Below are 15628 nucleotides of genomic sequence, written 5' to 3'. Positions count from 1 at the left end.
GTGCGGGGCGGGCGTAGGCGGCGGCCAGGGCCCGTTACGCGGTCGGTGCTTGTGCTCGCCCGGGTATTCGGGACACCGGGCACGGGCGGGCGTGGGCCCGGCGTCCTGTCGGTGGTGTCTTCGCCTGCTCGTTCTCACTCATGCGTTCATGGTGCCGAATGCCACTGACATCCGGGCCGGCCTGTGGACAACCGGCGGACTGTGGATAACCGCGGTGCGCTCGCCGGTACTCAGCGCCCCGCGAACGGCTGGTCCGTGGGCACGATCTCGCGGCCCAGCGGAAGCAGTGAGACCGGGATCAGCTTGAAGTTGGCGATGCCGAACGGGATGCCGATGATCGTCAGGCACAGCGCGATGCCGGTGACGATGTGAGCCAGGGCCAGCCACCAGCCGGCGAGGACCAGCCAGAGGACGTTGCCGAGGCAGGACGGGGCTCGGCGTCGCGACGTTCGATGGTCGTGTAGCCGAAGGGCCAGAGGGCGTGGACGCCGATACGGAAGGCGGCGATGCGGAACCGGATCGTCTCCGTGGGTTCCCAATCACGCTACAAGGGCGCTGCGATTCCGCCTCGACACCTGACCGGCTGATACTGGTGACAGCAGGCATGCCGATGGACCGACCTGGAGAGGTACCGACCATGAAGCTCTTCAACCTGCTGTTGAACATCATCTGGCTCGTCTTCTGTGGCATCTGGATGGCGATCGGCTACCTGATCGCGGCGCTGATCTGCTTCGTCTTGATCATCACCATCCCATTCGGCATCGCGTCGCTACGCATCGCCGGCTTCGTCATCTGGCCGTTCGGCCGCACCACAGTGGATCGGCCGGGGGCTGGGGCAGGGTCGTTCATCGGGAACGTGATCTGGGTGATCTTCGCGGGGTGGTGGCTGGCTCTGGCCCACCTAGTCACTAGCATCCCGCTGTTCCTGTCAATCATTGGAATCCCGTTCGGGTGGGCCAATCTCAAGCTCATCCCGATTTCGCTCATGCCTCTTGGGCGCGATGTGGTTCCCACAGAGCAGGCGTTTGGCCGCTAGTAACTGCGAGACGTCAGCGTTTGCGCCGTGGGCCTAGGGCTCCTGATATCGCACAGCAGCAGACAAGCGAGGGTCTTGAGGTACCGCCTACATCCCCCATGAGTGGGACCGCTTCTCGCCAAGTACCGGTGTGCAATGCCTGCATGAGATGCAAGCGGACACCCGGAAGGCCTTGCTGAGCTGCACAGACAGACAGCCATGCAAGCGACTTAAGATGAGGATGAATTATTTCGCCAGCAAGACCAATGGCGCCTTCAACGTCGCCACCCCGCGCAGCGCTTCCCGATAATGACAAGCAGTGAAGCTTTTTCAGCACCTGCGAACACGTATCCGAGGAACAGCCAGAAGCCGCTGAGTATGAGTCATATGACGCACGGTCTTCACTGGTGGCCTGCCATCTTCTCGAGACGGGCGATGCGCTCCGCCATCGGCGGGTGCGTCGAAAACATCTTGGAGAGGCCCTGGCCCGGGCGGAACGGGTTCGCGATCATCATGTGGCTCGCGGTCTCGATGCGGGGCTCGGGCGGCAGCGGAAGCTGCTTGGTGCCCAGTTCGAGCTTGCGCAGGGCACCGGCGAGGGCCAGGGGGTCGCCGGTGAGCTGGGCGCCCGAGGCGTCGGCCTCGTACTCGCGGGAGCGGCTGATGGCCAGTTGGATGAGGCTGGCGGCGAGCGGACCGAGGATCATGATCAGCAGCATGCCGAGGATGCCGGGGCCGTCGTCGTCGTTGGACCGGCCGATGGGGATCAGCCAGGCGAAGTTGACCAGGAACATGATCACGGAGGCGAGGGCGCCTGCGACCGAGGAGATGAGGATGTCGCGGTTGTAGACGTGACTCAGCTCGTGGCCGATGACTCCGCGCAGTTCTCGCTCGTCGAGGAGGCGGAGGATGCCCTCCGTGCAGCACACCGCGGCATTGCGCGGGTTGCGGCCGGTGGCGAAGGCGTTGGGCGCCTCGGTCGGGGAGATGTACAGGCGGGGCATGGGCTGGCGGGCCTGGGTGGAGAGCTCGCGGACCATGCGGTAGAGGCCGGGCGCCTCGAACTCGCTCACGGGGCGGGCGCGCATGGCGCGCAGGGCCAGCTTGTCGCTGTTCCAGTACGCGTATGCGTTGGTGCCCAGTGCGATCAGGACCGCGACGACGAGCCCCATACGGCCGAAGAAGCTGCCGATGACGATGATGAGTGCGGACAGTCCCCCGAGGAGTACTGCGGTCCTGAGCCCGTTGTGCCGGCGGTGCACGGTACGCCCTCCAAGTCGTGCGGCAGGGGAACCCTTCGCTTGCTGATCTTGACTTCTGATCCGCGGTTCCCCTGGTGTCCTGGTGCCACCTCCAGTGGAACCTCCCGTTTTGGACAACGCCAGACGAGGGCCCCGGGTTCCCTTGTGCTCCCGGAGGCGGGCGTGGGCCGTCCGGGTGACCGGTCAGAAGAGGGTGGTTCGGGTCAGAAAAGGGTGGTGTCGGCGAAGCGCAGGACCAGCTGCGGGGCGCCGGAGAGGGCGATGCCGAGGACCGCGGTGAGGGTGATGGCGGCCGTGAGGGGCGCGGGGACGGGGTGCTTGCCGGTTGCGCCCTCGGGGGCGCGGAACAGCAGGGCCGTCCACTGGAGGTAGTAGTACAGCGCGATCACGACGTTGACGGCCATGACGACGGCGAGCCAGCCGAGGCCGGCTTCGACCGCGGCCGAGAAGACGGTGACCTTGGCGAAGAGTCCGATGATGCCGGGCGGCAGTCCGGCGAGGCAGAGCAGGAAGAAGGCCAGGGTCAGGGCGGCGAGCGGGTTCTTCGCGTAGAGGCCCCGGTAGTCGGTGATGCGGTTCGTGGCGTGCCTGCGGCCGACCAGGGCCGCGACGGCGAAGGCGCCCAGGTTCACGGCGGCGTACATGAGGGCGTAGGCGACGGTGGAGCCGACGGCGTGCTCGGGGTCGTCGGAGTAGGCGGCGGAGGCGATCGGGACCAGGAGGTAGCCGGCCTGTCCGACGGAGGACCAGGCGAGCAGGCGTACGGCGCTGTATGCGCGCGTGGCCTGCTGGCGGAGTGCGCCGACGTTGCCGACGGTCATGGTGAGGGCTGCCAGTGCCGCCAGGGCGGGGCCCCAGACCTCGGCGTACGACGGGAAGGCGACGACCGTGACGAGGATGAGACCGGAGAAGCCGACGGCCTTGCCGACGACGGACAGGTAGGCCGCGATGGGGAGGGGTGCGCCGACGTAGGTGTCGGGGACCCAGAAGTGGAAGGGGACGGCGGCCGTCTTGAAGGCGAAGCCGATGAGGGTGAGGACGACGCCGGTCTGGGCGAGGGTGTGCAGTTGTCCGTCGACGTCCTGGATGCGGTCGGCCACCTGGGTGAGGTAGAGGGTGCCGGTCGTGGCGTAGACGAAGCTGATGCCCAGGAGGCTGACGGCGGTCGCGGTGACGGACGACAGGAAGAACTTCAGGGCGGCTTCGGAGGACCTGCGGTCGCCGTGCCGGATGCCGACGAGGGCGAAGGCGGGGAGGGAGGCGACCTCCAGGGCGACGATGAGGGTGGCGAGGTCGCGTGAGGCGGGCAGGAGGGCGGCGCCCGCGGCGGAGGACAGCAGCAGGAACCAGAACTCGCCTTCGGGGAGCCTTCCGCGCTCGTCCTTGAGGGCGGTGACCGACAGGAGGGCGGCCAGCAGCGCTCCCGCGAGCACCAGGAACTGGATGACGAGGGTGAAGTGGTCGGCCGTGTAGCTGCACACGCGCGTGTCGCCGGTCAGGCAGAAGGTGGAGCGGTCGCCGTCCAGGAGGGGCAGCAGGAGGGCTGTGGCGGCGGCGAGGCCCGCGACGGAGAGCCAGCCGAGGAGCGGCTTGCGGTTCTCGGGCAGGAAGAGGTCGGCGACGAGGACGACGAGTCCGACGACCGCTGTGAGGGTGGGCGGGGCGATGGCGAGCCAGTCGACGGACTGGACGACCGAGGGTGCGGCGGCGAGCTGGCTCATCGGTTGCCTCCTGCGAGGAGCTGCTGCACGGCCGGGTCGGTCAGGCCGAGGAGTGCCTTGGGCCAGAGGCCGGCGACGACGGTGAGGACGACGAGCGGTGTCCAGGCGGCGAACTCGTACGCGCGTACGTCGGTGAGGCGTGGGCCGTCCTGTGGGACGGCGCCCATGCAGACGCGGCGGACCACGGCGAGGAGGTAGGCGGCGGTCAGGAGCGTCCCGAAGGCGGCGATCGCCGTGAAGGTGAGGAAGGCGGGGCGGCTGAGGCCGTCGGCGGGGTTGAACGCACCGAACAGGGCCAGCATCTCGCCCCAGAACCCGGCGAGGCCGGGCAGACCGAGGGAGGCGACCGCGGCGAAGGCGAGGAGGCCGCCGAGGCGGGGGGCCTTGCCGTAGAGGGCGGCGCCGGTCTCCTCGGCGAGGGTGTCGAGGTCGCTGGTGCCGGTGCGGTCCTTCAGGGCGCCGACCAGGAAGAACAGCAGGCCGGTGATGAGGCCGTGGGCGATGTTGGCGAAGAGGGCCCCGTTGACGCCGGTCGGCGTCGTGGAGGCGATGCCGAGCAGGACGAATCCCATGTGGCCGACGGAGGAGTAGGCGATGAGGCGCTTGAGGTCGCCCTTGGCGCCCGGTCGGGCGAGGGCGAGGCAGGCCAGGGAGCCGTAGATGATGCCGACGACGGCGAGGGCGGCGAGGTAGGGCGCGAAGGTGTGGAAGCCGTCGGGCGTGACCGGGAGGACGATGCGGACGAACCCGTACGTGCCCATCTTGAGCAGGACGCCGGCGAGGAGGACCGAGCCGACGGTCGGGGCGGCGGTGTGGGCGTCGGGCAGCCAACTGTGCAGGGGCCACATCGGGGTCTTCACTGCGAGCCCGATCCCGATCGCCAAGACGGCGATGACCTGCACGGATGTGGACAGTGAGCGGCCGTTGTCAGTGGCCAGTGCCACCATGTCGAAGGTGCCCGCCTTGATTCCGATCAGGAGCAGGCCGAGCAGCATGACCACGGATCCGAGCAGCGTGTACAGGATGAACTTCCATGCCGCGCGGGTCCGGCCGGCGCCGCCCCAGCGGGCGATGAGGAAGTACATCGGGATGAGGACCATCTCGAAGGCGAGGAAGAACAGCAGCAGGTCGAGGACGGCGAAGGTGGCGAGGGTGCCGGCCTCGAGGACGAGCAGCAGCGCGACGAAGGCCTTCGGGCTCGGGCCCGCGGGCAGGTTGAAGTACGAGTAGAGCGCGCACAGGAAGGTCAGCAGCGCGGTCAGGACCAGAAGGGGAAGGGAGATGCCGTCGATGCCGAGGTGGATGCGTACGTCGAGTGCGGGGATCCAGCTGATGTCGGTCGTGGCCTGCATCTTGGACGGCTGGTCGTGGTCGAAGCCGAGTGCGAGGACGATCGCGGCGACGAGGATCGCCCCGGTCACGGTGACACCGTGCCGCAGGACGGCCTGCTCGGGTGACGTTCCCTTCAGCCCGGGCGGGGCGGGGAGGAGAGCGGCGGCCGCGCCGAGGAGCGGGCCGGCCACGATCAGTGCCAGAAGGAACTGCATCACGGACTCGCTGATACCGATCACGCGTGCTCACGCTCCCGTGGCGACGAGAAGGACGGCGACCACCAGGACGACGGTGCCGGCGAGCAGCGCGCTCACATAGGTCTGGACGTTGCCGGTCTGGGCTCGCCGTACGGCGGTGCCGAGCCAGCGGGGCAGGGTGCCCGCGCCGCGTACGTAGGTGTCGACGACCTCGCGGTCGAGGAACCGGACGAGGCTCGCTCCGGCCTGCACCGGGCGGACGAACAGGGTGGTGTAGACGGCGTCCAGGTGGAAGCCGGTGGCTGCGTGGCGGTGCAGCGGGCCGAGCAGGAGCCGCCCGGGGTCTGCCGGGTCGGGCGCCGAGGCCACGTCTCCGTAGGCGGGCGTGTGGGTCGCGATGGCCTCGGCCTCGACGAGTGCGGCATCGCCCTCGGGGTGGGCTGCGACGGCGCCGATCGGGACGCGGGCGGCGACTGCGGTGGTGTGCCGCCAGGCGCTGTGGACGACCAGGGCGCCGACGAGTGCGAGGCCGGTGCCGAGGACGGAGGTGGTGAGGGTGGGGGCGAGGTCACGGCCGTCGAACCAGTCGGGCAGGGAGCGGTAGGCGAGCCCGCCGAGGGCGAGGGACGGGACCGCGAGCACCCACAGCACCACGGTCATCGCCAGCGGCTGCCGGCCGTGGTCGGGGGCCTCGGCGCCACGGCCGCGGAAGGCCAGCAGCCACAGTCGGGCCGCGTAGGCGGCGGTGAGGACGGCGGTGAACAGGCCGGCGACGAGGACGATCCACCCGGCGGCGGCCGGGGCGTGCTCGGTGTGACCGGTGGTGACGTGCTCGGCGGCGCCGAGGACGGACTCCTTGGAGAAGAAGCCGCTGAACGGCGGGATCGCGGCGAGCGCGAGGAGCGCCACGGTCATCGTCCAGAAGGCGTCCGGGACGCGGTCGCGCAGACCGCTCATGCGGGACATGGCGGCCAGCGAGTTGGTGCCGGCCGCGTGGATGATCACGCCGGCCGCGAGGAACAGCAGGGCCTTGAAGGCTCCGTGGGAGACGAGGTGGAAGACGGCGGCACCGCGGTCGCCGACGGCGAGGGCGCCGGTCATGTAGCCGAGTTGGCCGATCGTCGAGTAGGCCAGGACCCGCTTGATGTCGTCCTGGGCGAGCGCGGCGAGGCCCGAGCCGGCCATGGTTACGGCGGCCATGACGGCGAGGACGGCCATCGCGGCCTGGGAGGACTCGAACACCGGGAGGAGACGGGCGACGAAATAGACACCGGCGGCGACCATTGTCGCGGCGTGGATCAGCGCGGAGACGGGAGTCGGGCCGGCCATCGCGTCGGGGAGCCAGGTGTGCAGCGGGAACTGCGCCGACTTGCCGGCCACGCCGGCCAGGAGCAGCAGGGCGATCAGCGTCGGGTGGTCGAGTCCGCCGTGCGCGACCGTGCCGAGGATCTTCGTGATGCGGAAGGAACCGGCGTCGGTGGCGAGGGCGAACAGGCCGATGAGGAAGGGGACGTCGCCGAGTTTGGTGACGAGGAATGCCTTGATGGAGGCGGCTCGGGCCTGCGGGGTCTCCCAGTAGTGGCCCACCAGGAAGTAGGAGCAGATGCCCATCACTTCCCAGCCGACCAGCAGCACGATCAGGTCGCCCGAGTAGACGACGAGGAACATCGCGGAGGTGAACAGGGAGACGAGGGCCGCGTACGAGGGGTAGCGCGGGTCGTCGCGCAGGTAGCCCGTCGAGTAGATCTGCACGCAGGTGGCGACGAGGCCGACCACGAGGGCGACGAGGGCGGCGAAGCCGTCGATGTGCAGGGCGAGTTCGACCGGGACGGAGCCGGTGGGGGTCAGCTCGGTGGCGGCGTCGACCGCCGCGTCCCCGCCCTGTCGTACGGCGACGATCGCGGCCAGTACGAGGGAGGCGAGGGTCGGCAGGACGGCGAGCGGGCGGACGAAGCCGGGGGCGGTGCGGCCGAGGAGCAGGCCGGCGAGGGCGCCGAGGAAGGGGAGGAGGGGGACGAGGACGGCGAGGGTGGTCGTGGTCACGCGGTGGCCTCAGCCTTCTCGGCCGCGGGGGCGGTGCCGTCGTCCTCGGTGGGTTCGTCGCCCGGGGCGCTCTCGTGGCCCTCGGCGGTGTCGCGGAGCTTGTCGATGTCCGCGGTGCCGCGATTGCGGTGGACGGCGAGGACGATCGCCAGGCCGATACCGATCTCGGCGGCGGCGATGGCGATGGTGAACAGGGTCAGGGCCTGGCCGGAGTGCAGGGTCTCCTCGGCGGTCCGGCTGAGCCAGACGTCGAAGGCGACGAGGTTCAGGTTGACGGCGTTGAGCATCAGCTCGACCGACATCAGGACCAGGATCGCGTTGCGGCGGGCGAGGACGCCGTACAGGCCGGTGCAGAAGAGGAGGGCGGAGAGCACGGCGGGATAGGCGAGGTGCATCAGCGGGCGCCTTCCTGCTCGGCCGGATTTTTCCGGGCAACCGGGACGGATGGGGAACTCTCGTCGGTGTCTCGGGAGTTCAGAGGGGGAGAGCTTCGCTCCGCCTTCGCCTTGCGGGACAGGACGATCGCGCCGACCAGGGCCGCGAGGAGGAGGACGGAGAGGGCCTCGAAGGGGAGGACCCAGTTCTGGAAGAGGCTCGCGCCGGTGGCCTCGGTGGAGCCGGCGGCGGGGCCGTCGAGGTCGATCCAGGTGGCGCGGAAGGCGTCGACGACCACCCAGACGAGTGCGGCCGCGGCGGCGACGGCGACCGCGAGGGCGGCCCAGCGGTTGGCGGAGTCCGCGTCCGGGGAGCGGCCGATGGGCGCCCTGGTGAGCATCAGACCGAAGAGGAGGAGGACGACGACGGAACCCACATAGATCAGTACCTGCACCCAGGCGATGAACTCCGCGGTGAGCAGGAGGTACTCGACGGCGAGGCCGCCGAGGGTCACCACCAGCCAGAGCGCGGCGTGCACCAGCTGCTTGGTGGTGACGGAGACGAGGGCGGCGCCGAAGGTCACCAGGCCGACGAGGAGGAAAGCGATCTCCACGCCGGTGGGTGAGAGGAAGCCGTGGGGTGCCTGAGCGACGATCACGCCTCGCCTCCCTGGGGGTTGTCCGGTCCGGCCGGGGTGGCCTCGGTGGCTTGGGTGGCCTGGGTGGCTTGTTCGGCCTGGGTGGCGGCCAGCTTCTCGGCCGTCTTGCGGGCGGCGGCGATCTCCTTCGGTTCCTCCGCGCCGGGGTCGAGGGCGGGCGGGGCCGGCACGGTCCACATCCACTCGCGGAGCTTGTCCCGCTCGTGGGTGAGTTCGTGGATGTCGGTCTCGGCGTACTCGAACTCCGGGGACCAGAACAGGGCGTCGAAAGGACAGACCTCGATACAGATACCGCAGTACATGCACAGGGCGAAGTCGATGGCGAAGCGGTCGAGGACGTTGCGGCTGCGCTCTCGTCCACCGGGGGTGGCCGCCGGGATCGTCTCCTTGTGGGAGTCGATGTAGATGCACCAGTCCGGGCACTCGCGGGCGCACAGCATGCAGACCGTGCAGTTCTCCTCGAACAGGCCGATCACACCGCGGGTGCGGGGTGCGAGATCGGGCTGGACGTCCGGGTACTGCTCGGTGACGGTCTTCCGCGTCATGGTGCGGAGGGTGACGGCCAGGCCCTTGGCGAGGCCGGAGCCAGGAAACGACAGGCGGGGCCGAGCGGAGGGCGTCGTCGAGGAGTGGTGGTCGGGCGACGGGCGGGACATCAGGAGATCACCACCTTGACGACGCCGGTGAGGGCGATCTGGGCGAGGGAAAGGGGGACGAGGAGGGTCCAGGAGAGCTTTTGGAGCTGGTCCTCGCGCAGGCGGGGGTAAGTGACGCGCAGCCAGATCACGACGAAGGCGAGGACGGCGGACTTCAGCAGGGTCCAGACCCAGCCGAGGCCGTCGGCGCCCCAGGGGCCGTGCCAGCCGCCCAGGAAAAGGACGGTGGTCAGGCCGCACAGGACGACGATTCCGGCGTACTCGGCGAGGAGGAACAGGGCGAAGCGAAGGCCGGTGTACTCGGTGTAGGCACCGAAGATGATCTCCGAGTCGGCGACGGGCATGTCGAACGGGGGGCGCTGGAGTTCGGCGAGGCCGGCGGTGAAGAAGACGATCGCGCCGACGATCTGCCAGGGCAGCCACCACCACTCGAAGGCGTCGACGATGCCGGGGAGAGACACCGTGCCGGCCGCCATGGCGACGGAGGCGGCGGTGAGCAGCATCGGGAGTTCGTAGGCGAGGAGCTGAGCGGCGGTGCGCAGGCCGCCGAGGAGGGAGAACTTGTTGGCACTGGCCCAGCCGGCCATGAGCGAGCCGAGGACGCCGACGCCCATGACGGCCAGGACGAAGAAGATGCCCGCGTCGACGACCTCGCCGACGGCGCCCTCGCCGGGGCCGATGGGGATCGCGAGGAGGACCAGGAGGTACGGGAGCAGGGCGACCGCGGGAGCCAGCTGGAAGATACGGCGGTCCGCGCCCGCGGGGACGATGTCCTCCTTCTGCGCGAACTTCACGCCGTCCGCCACGAGTTGGGCCCAGCCGTGGAAACCGCCGGCGTACATCGGGCCGAGGCGGCCCTGCATGTGGGCCATCACCTTGTGCTCGGCCTGACCGACGAGCAGGGGGAAGGTGAGGAAGACGACGAAGACGATCAGGAGTCGCAGGGCGACGTCGAGAGCGTCGTTCACTGCGGGCCTCCCTGGGGGTTCGCGGGGGTGTCGTTGTCCGAGGAGGCGGTGTCCGGGGGGTCGTTCTCGGGGGCGGAGTCATCGGAGGCAGGCTGTTGGGTCGTCGCCGGTCGCTCGGGCTCGGGGTGGTCCGTGTCCCGTTCCGGATCCTCGAAGGCGGGGCGGGCGTGGTGCCAGGGGGCGTCGGCGCTGCGGGAGGCACCGCCGGGGGTGGCCGGCGGCCGGTCGACAGACCTCTCGGACCCGCCACGCGGGCCCGCCGGGGGCTGGGCGGCCGGGTCCGCTGGGGGCGCAACCTTCGGGTCCTCTGCGGGCGCGGCCTTCGGGGGCGCGGCCTTCGAGTCCTTCGGGGGAGCGGCCTTCTGGGGCGAGGCCTCCCGGGACGGGGCTTCCGGGGACGGGGCTTCCGGAGTGGTGGCCTCTGCTCGCTGCGAAGCAGACCCTTGGCTCACGCTTCGGGAACGGCGAGGGGCGGCGGTCCCGGCCGTGCTGCGGGAGGTGGTCGCGCTCGGTGGCGCCTCCGCGGTGGTGGCCGGCCGGCCGGCGTTCTCGCCGGCCGACCGGTCCGGCGCCTGACTGACCGGTCGGTCCGTGGCCTGACTCACCTGCTGGTCCGGGGCCTGGTCGGCCGGCTGGTCCGGGGCCTGGCCGGCCGAGCCCTCCGATGCTGTCCGGGCGCGCCTGACCGGGTGGTCTCCCGTCGGACGGTCACCCGGTGTACGGACCGGACGGTCACCCGCCGTGCCGACCGGACGGTCGACCGGTGTGCGGGTCGGGCGGTCGCCGGGAGGGGTGCGGGGGGCTCGGGTGGCGCGGGCCGGGGCTGGGGGGAGCTGGCCCTTGAGGGGGCCCCACTCGTTGGGGTCGGGGACGCCGGGAGGGAGCATCTGGCGGCGCTTGGGGCCGCCGTGCTCGGACTCGCCGGGTTCCTTCGCGCCGGGCCAGGCCTTGGCGACGCGGGCGGCGAGGACGAAGTCCTTGCGCAGGGGGTGGCCTTCGAAGGTCTCGGGGAGGAGGAGGTGGTCCAGGGCCGGGTGGTTGGCGAAGACGACGCCGAACATCTCGTGGGTCTCGCGTTCGTGCCAGGCGGCGCCCGCGTAGACCTCGACGGCGGAGTCGAGGGTCGGGGCCTCGTGCGGGACCGTCGTGCGCACCAGCAGGCGGCGGACCGGCGTCAGCGCGACGACGTGGGCGCAGACGCGGAAGCCGGTGCCGGCTTCGTCGACCGCGCTCAGCCAGTCGAAGTAGGTGCAGGACAGCCGGTCGCGGGCGGTCAGGAGTGCCGCGGTCCAGGACTGCGGGGGTACGTCGACCGTCAGGACCTCGTACGACTCCTCGGCGGTGGCCTCGGGGCCGAAGAGTTCCCCGGCGGGGGCGGGCAGCCAGCCGACGGTGGTCATCGGGTGCCCCCCTCCGCGGCCGGCGGGCGTACGAGGCCGCTCTGGAGGGCTGCCGCCGAAGGGCGGTCGGTGCCGGTGGCGTAGCGCTCCCCCAGCGACTCGCGCGCGATCTTCTCCTGGAGTTTGAGGATGCCCTGGAGCAGTGCCTCGGGGCGTGGCGGGCAGCCGGGGACGTACACGTCGACCGGGATGATCTGGTCCACGCCCTTGGTGACGGAGTAGGAGTCCCAGTAGGGGCCGCCGCAGTTGCTGCACGCGCCGAAGGAGATGACGTACTTCGGCTCGGGCATCTGTTCGTAGAGGCGTTTGACGGCCGGGGCCATCTTGTCCGTGACCGTGCCGGAGACGACCATCAGGTCGGCCTGGCGCGGGCCCGGTGCGAAGGGGATGACGCCGAGGCGGATGAAGTCGTGGCGGGCCATGGACGCGGCGATGAACTCGATCGCGCAGCAGGCGAGGCCGAAGTTGAAGACCCAGAGCGAGTAGCGGCGGCCCCAGTTCAGGACGACCTTCATCGGCTCGGGGGCGAGGCGGGACAACGCACCCAGCCGCTTCGGCTCGGGAAGCAGCACCGGCTCGGGGGCGGGCGGGTTCACGTCCATGTCAGGACGCCCTTCTTGTAGGCGTACAGCAGGCCCACGGCCAGGAAGCCGAGGAAGATGAACATCTCCACGAGCGTGGCCGCGCCGTAGCCGGGGGCGGCGAAGACCGTCGCCCAGGGGAACAGGAAGATCGAGTCGACGGCGAAGATGACGTAGAGGAAGGCGTAGACGTAGTAGCGGACCTGGGTGTGGGCCCAGCCCTCGCCGACGGGGTCGACGCCGCACTCGTACGTCAGGAGCTTCTCGGTGGTGGGGACGACGGGGCGCAGCAGGCGGCCCGCGCCGAACGCGACGGCGACGAAGAGCACGCCGATGACGGCGAGGAGTCCGACGACCGCGTAGGAGTCGAAGTACTCCGACGCCACGACGACCGTCGGTTCCCTCAGCGCTGCTTGCGACGACTGCGGCACGGTCCGTCCCTCGCTCCCCGACCCGACCTCGGCCTGTTCGACGATCTGTACGCACGGGAGTCTAGGGCCTGATAAAGGCACGGTAAGCAGGCCGTCACAGCTGGGGCAACGGGGGTGGGGTTTTCCCCCGTGCCTCCCGGCGGCGAACTCCATGGCGCGGCGGCGTCTCGCGCGGCACGCTGACCCGTATGACCGTATCCAAACCCGCTCCCACGGCCGTGCGTCCACGCGCCGTGCCCGTCGAGTCCGCCGCCGGCCGGGACACGCCGGGGCGTGACGAGCAGTTGCCGCGCGTCCGGTTCGCCTACGACCCGCAGACGTGGAAGGAGATCGCACACCTTCTGACGAACCTGCCGATGTCGGTCGTCGGTTTCGCCTACGTCATGACGGTGCTGTTCACCGGCGCCACGCTGACGCTCACGGTGGTCGGGCTGCCGGTGCTGGCGCTCGGGCTGCTGGGGGCGCGGCTGATCGGCCGGTTCGAGCGGGGCCGGGCGCGGATGCTGCTCGCGGTGCGGGTGGACGAGCCGAGCCCGCTGCCGTTGCGCCGGGCGGGCAACGTCTTCCAGGGCATGTGGCTGGTACTGAAGGATCCGGTGGCCTGGCGGACGGTGCTGTACGACTTCATCCGGCTGCCGTGGGGGATCGTCACCTTCGTGGTGACGCTGACGTCGTTGTTCGTGCTGTGGCCGGTGCTGCCCTTCCTGGCCCGTGGGCTGACCAACGCGGACCGGGCGATGGTGCGGGCCCTGCTGTGCCCGTCCGACGAGCTGGAGCGGCGGATCGCCGAGCTGGAGTCCGACCGGGGGGTCGTGGTGGACACCGCCGCGGCCGATATGCGGCGCATCGAGCGGGATCTGCACGATGGTGCGCAGGCGCGGCTGGTCAATCTGGCGATGGGGCTGGGCCTCGCCAAGGAGAAGCTGCTGGAGGACCCGGACGCGGCCTCGGTGATGGTCGAGGAGGCGCACGGCGAGGTGAAGCTGGCGCTGCAGGAGCTGCGGGATCTGGCGCGCGGGATCCATCCGGCCGTACTGACCGACCGGGGGCTGGACGCGGCGCTGTCGTCGGTGGCCTCGCGGTGCACGGTGCCGGTGCAGGTGACGGCGGATCTTCCGGCGCGGCCGGCGCAGGCCATCGAGGGCATCGCCTACTTCACCGTCTCCGAGCTGCTCCAGAACGTCAGCAAGCACAGTGGGGCGCAATCGGCGTCCGTGGACGTGTGGCGGGTGGAGGACCGGCTGCTCATCCAGGTGCGCGACGACGGCCGGGGCGGGGCACGCCTCGACGGAGGCACGGGGATGCGAGGGCTGGCGGACCGGCTGGGCGCCGTCGACGGGCTGTTCGTCGTGGACTCCCCGGTCGGAGGCCCTACGACCGTGACGGCGGAGTTGCCCTGGCGGGACCGGACGGAGCCGACGGCGTAGGGGATACGTGAGGGGCAGTCGCTCAGCGGCGCCCTCAGGGTCCCTGCGGGGGTCCCTGAGGGGATCCCTGAGATCGGATCGCTGCAGTGCCGAGGTAGGGAAAACCCCCCTTCCAAGACTCCGACGGACTCCATGGCCCGCGGGGCCGCCGCCGAGGAGGGTGGAGATAGGGGACGACACCCACGGACAACACCTGCGGACAGCACCTGCGGACGCGACAAGCAGAACGGACGACGCCGATGGCCACGCAGTACGGGCAGTACGGGGACTACGGGGACTACGGGGACCGCTCACGGCAGGGCGCGGCGCCGGGGGCCGGGGCCGGGGAGCGTCGTCGGCATCGGCTGCCGGCCGTGTTGCGGGCGCCGGTCGAGGCACGTGCCTGGCGGGAGTTCACCTACGTGCTGCTGAGCCTGCCGATCAGCATCGTGCTGTTCACCTTCGCCGTCACGATGCTGTCGGTCGGGGCAGGCCTGCTGGTGACGTTCCTCGGGGTCCCGGTGCTGGCGGCGGGGCTGGCGGCGTGCCGCGGTCTCGGGTCGGTGGAGCGGGCGCGGGCACGGGGGCTGCTCGGGCTGGACGTGGCCGCCCCGGAGCCTTTGCGGCCGCGAGGGAAGGGGGCGATGTCATGGATGGGGGCGGTGCTCAGGAGCGGCACGTCCTGGCGGCACGTCCTGTACGCGGTGCTGCACATGCCGTGGGCGGTGTTCTCCTTCACCGTCGCGATCACCTTCTGGGTGTCCGGCTGGGCGACGCTGACGTACCCGCTGTGGTTCTGGCTCTTCCCGCTGTACGGCGGGCAGGACGGGCTTCAGCTGTACGGCGACGACGGGCACCGGGTGTACCTGGACAACCCGTTCGAGATCACCGTGACGGCGTTGCTCGGACTGTTGATCACGCTGGCCACACCGTGGATCGTACGGGCGCTGACGACGGTGGACCGGGTGATGGTGCACGGGCTGCTCGGGCCGTCGCGGCTGGCGTCGCGCGTGGTGGAGCTCGAGTCCGACCGAGGGGTCGTGGTCGATACGGCGGCCGCCGACCTGCGGCGCATCGAGCGGGATCTGCACGACGGGGCGCAGGCGCGGCTGGTGGCGCTGGCGATGGATCTCGGGCTCGCGAAGGAGAAGCTGCGGGAGGATCCGCGGGAGGCGGCGCGGATGGTGGACGAGGCGCACGGTGAGGTGAAGACGGCCTTGCAGGAGCTGCGGGATCTGGCGCGGGGGATTCATCCGGCCGTACTGACCGACCGGGGGCTGGACGCGGCGCTGTCGTCGGTGGCCTCGCGGTGCACCGTGCCCGTGCAGGTGGAGGTGGACCTGGTGGAGCGGCCGGCGGCGGCGATCGAGGGAATCGCGTACTTCACGGTGTCGGAGTTGCTGCAGAACGTGAGCAAGCACAGCGGGGCGAGGTCCGCGGCCGTGGATGTGTGGCGGGTGGAGGAGCGGCTGATGGTGCAGGTGAGTGATGACGGGGTGGGCGGGGCGGATGCCTCCGGCGGGTCGGGGCTGGCCGGGCTGGCCGGGCGGCTCGACGCGGTGGACGGGATTCTGGTGGTGGAC

At 70.6% G+C, this 15628-nt stretch carries 14 protein-coding genes and 1 pseudogene; 3 read left to right on the top strand and 12 right to left on the bottom strand.

Going from position 1 to position 15628, the window contains the following annotated elements; genetic code table 11:
- Positions 1 to 230: 230 nt before the first annotated feature.
- Positions 231 to 508: pseudogene (locus tag P1P75_RS31030) on the bottom strand (YccF domain-containing protein); the annotation flags it as partial.
- Between the two features lie 129 nt (positions 509 to 637).
- Here P1P75_RS31030 and P1P75_RS31025 point away from each other — a divergent pair.
- Positions 638 to 1036, top strand: coding sequence for a YccF domain-containing protein (locus tag P1P75_RS31025; RefSeq protein ID WP_319261753.1), 399 nt, complete (start codon positions 638 to 640; stop codon positions 1034 to 1036).
- A gap of 380 nt (positions 1037 to 1416) precedes the next feature.
- Here P1P75_RS31025 and htpX read toward each other — a convergent pair whose 3' ends face one another.
- The 11 genes from htpX to P1P75_RS30970 all read right to left on the bottom strand — a co-directional run bounded on the left by htpX (position 1417) and on the right by P1P75_RS30970 (position 12639).
- Positions 1417 to 2277 carry a zinc metalloprotease HtpX gene (gene htpX / locus P1P75_RS31020; RefSeq protein WP_319261750.1) on the bottom strand — a complete coding sequence of 287 codons (861 nt, stop codon included), beginning with the start codon at positions 2275 to 2277 and terminating at the stop codon, positions 1417 to 1419.
- Positions 2278 to 2480: 203 nt separating this feature from the next.
- Positions 2481 to 3998, bottom strand: a complete 1518-nt coding sequence (locus P1P75_RS31015; RefSeq protein WP_319261747.1) for an NADH-quinone oxidoreductase subunit N — start codon at positions 3996 to 3998, stop codon at positions 2481 to 2483.
- The gene (locus tag P1P75_RS31010) at positions 3995 to 5569 is read right to left on the bottom strand and encodes an NADH-quinone oxidoreductase subunit M (RefSeq protein ID WP_319261744.1); all 1575 of its coding nucleotides are present in this window, start codon (positions 5567 to 5569) and stop codon (positions 3995 to 3997) included. The genes P1P75_RS31015 and P1P75_RS31010 overlap by 4 nt, the downstream gene beginning before the upstream one ends.
- A 6-nt stretch (positions 5570 to 5575) precedes the next feature.
- Positions 5576 to 7570 (bottom strand): NADH-quinone oxidoreductase subunit L, encoded by a 1995-nt coding sequence (locus P1P75_RS31005; RefSeq protein WP_319261741.1) that lies wholly within the window; start codon positions 7568 to 7570, stop codon positions 5576 to 5578.
- Complete coding sequence (nuoK, locus tag P1P75_RS31000; protein ID WP_319261739.1) at positions 7567 to 7965, bottom strand: NADH-quinone oxidoreductase subunit NuoK; 399 nt, start codon at positions 7963 to 7965, stop codon at positions 7567 to 7569. Before nuoK ends, P1P75_RS31005 begins: the two co-directional genes overlap by 4 nt.
- The gene (locus P1P75_RS30995; protein ID WP_319261736.1) at positions 7965 to 8603 is read right to left on the bottom strand and encodes an NADH-quinone oxidoreductase subunit J; all 639 of its coding nucleotides are present in this window, start codon (positions 8601 to 8603) and stop codon (positions 7965 to 7967) included. Before P1P75_RS30995 ends, nuoK begins: the two co-directional genes overlap by 1 nt.
- Positions 8600 to 9259 carry an NADH-quinone oxidoreductase subunit I gene (locus P1P75_RS30990; RefSeq protein ID WP_319261734.1) on the bottom strand — a complete coding sequence of 220 codons (660 nt, stop codon included), beginning with the start codon at positions 9257 to 9259 and terminating at the stop codon, positions 8600 to 8602. Before P1P75_RS30990 ends, P1P75_RS30995 begins: the two co-directional genes overlap by 4 nt.
- A complete protein-coding gene (locus P1P75_RS30985; RefSeq protein ID WP_319261732.1) occupies positions 9259 to 10227 on the bottom strand; it encodes a complex I subunit 1 family protein in 969 nt (322 codons plus the stop codon). Before P1P75_RS30985 ends, P1P75_RS30990 begins: the two co-directional genes overlap by 1 nt.
- Positions 10224 to 11627, bottom strand: a complete 1404-nt coding sequence (locus P1P75_RS30980) for an NADH-quinone oxidoreductase subunit C (protein WP_319261729.1) — start codon at positions 11625 to 11627, stop codon at positions 10224 to 10226. The genes P1P75_RS30985 and P1P75_RS30980 overlap by 4 nt, the downstream gene beginning before the upstream one ends.
- A complete protein-coding gene (locus P1P75_RS30975; RefSeq protein WP_319261726.1) occupies positions 11624 to 12229 on the bottom strand; it encodes an NADH-quinone oxidoreductase subunit B family protein in 606 nt (201 codons plus the stop codon). The genes P1P75_RS30980 and P1P75_RS30975 overlap by 4 nt, the downstream gene beginning before the upstream one ends.
- The gene (locus tag P1P75_RS30970) at positions 12220 to 12639 is read right to left on the bottom strand and encodes an NADH-quinone oxidoreductase subunit A (RefSeq protein WP_319261723.1); all 420 of its coding nucleotides are present in this window, start codon (positions 12637 to 12639) and stop codon (positions 12220 to 12222) included. The genes P1P75_RS30975 and P1P75_RS30970 overlap by 10 nt, the downstream gene beginning before the upstream one ends.
- Positions 12640 to 12818: 179 nt before the next feature.
- On the opposite strand from P1P75_RS30970, the gene P1P75_RS30965 reads away from it, so the two are divergent.
- Together P1P75_RS30965 and P1P75_RS30960 are read left to right on the top strand one after the other, a co-directional pair.
- Complete coding sequence (locus P1P75_RS30965) at positions 12819 to 14066, top strand: sensor domain-containing protein (RefSeq protein WP_319261755.1); 1248 nt, start codon at positions 12819 to 12821, stop codon at positions 14064 to 14066.
- Between the two features lie 239 nt (positions 14067 to 14305).
- Positions 14306 to 15628, top strand: a 1323-nt coding sequence (locus P1P75_RS30960) for a sensor domain-containing protein (RefSeq protein ID WP_319261720.1), incomplete at its 3' end; no start/stop codon positions are given.

Origin of the sequence: Streptomyces sp. ID05-39B (assembly GCF_033794725.1) — a bacterium.
Taxonomy (GTDB): Bacteria; Actinomycetota; Actinomycetes; order Streptomycetales; family Streptomycetaceae; genus Streptomyces; species Streptomyces bobili.
This window is presented reverse-complemented; position numbering and strand designations above follow the sequence as displayed.

Coding starts and splice junctions, on each gene's coding strand:
- nuoK (WP_319261739.1), bottom strand. CDS start 7,965: ATGCACCTCGCCTATCCCGCCGTGCTCTCCGCCCTCCTCTTCTGCACC.
- P1P75_RS30990 (WP_319261734.1), bottom strand. CDS start 9,259: ATGTCCCGCCCGTCGCCCGACCACCACTCCTCGACGACGCCCTCCGCT.
- P1P75_RS30980 (WP_319261729.1), bottom strand. CDS start 11,627: ATGACCACCGTCGGCTGGCTGCCCGCCCCCGCCGGGGAACTCTTCGGC.
- P1P75_RS30975 (WP_319261726.1), bottom strand. CDS start 12,229: ATGGACGTGAACCCGCCCGCCCCCGAGCCGGTGCTGCTTCCCGAGCCG.
- P1P75_RS31025 (WP_319261753.1), top strand. CDS start 638: ATGAAGCTCTTCAACCTGCTGTTGAACATCATCTGGCTCGTCTTCTGT.
- P1P75_RS31015 (WP_319261747.1), bottom strand. CDS start 3,998: ATGAGCCAGCTCGCCGCCGCACCCTCGGTCGTCCAGTCCGTCGACTGG.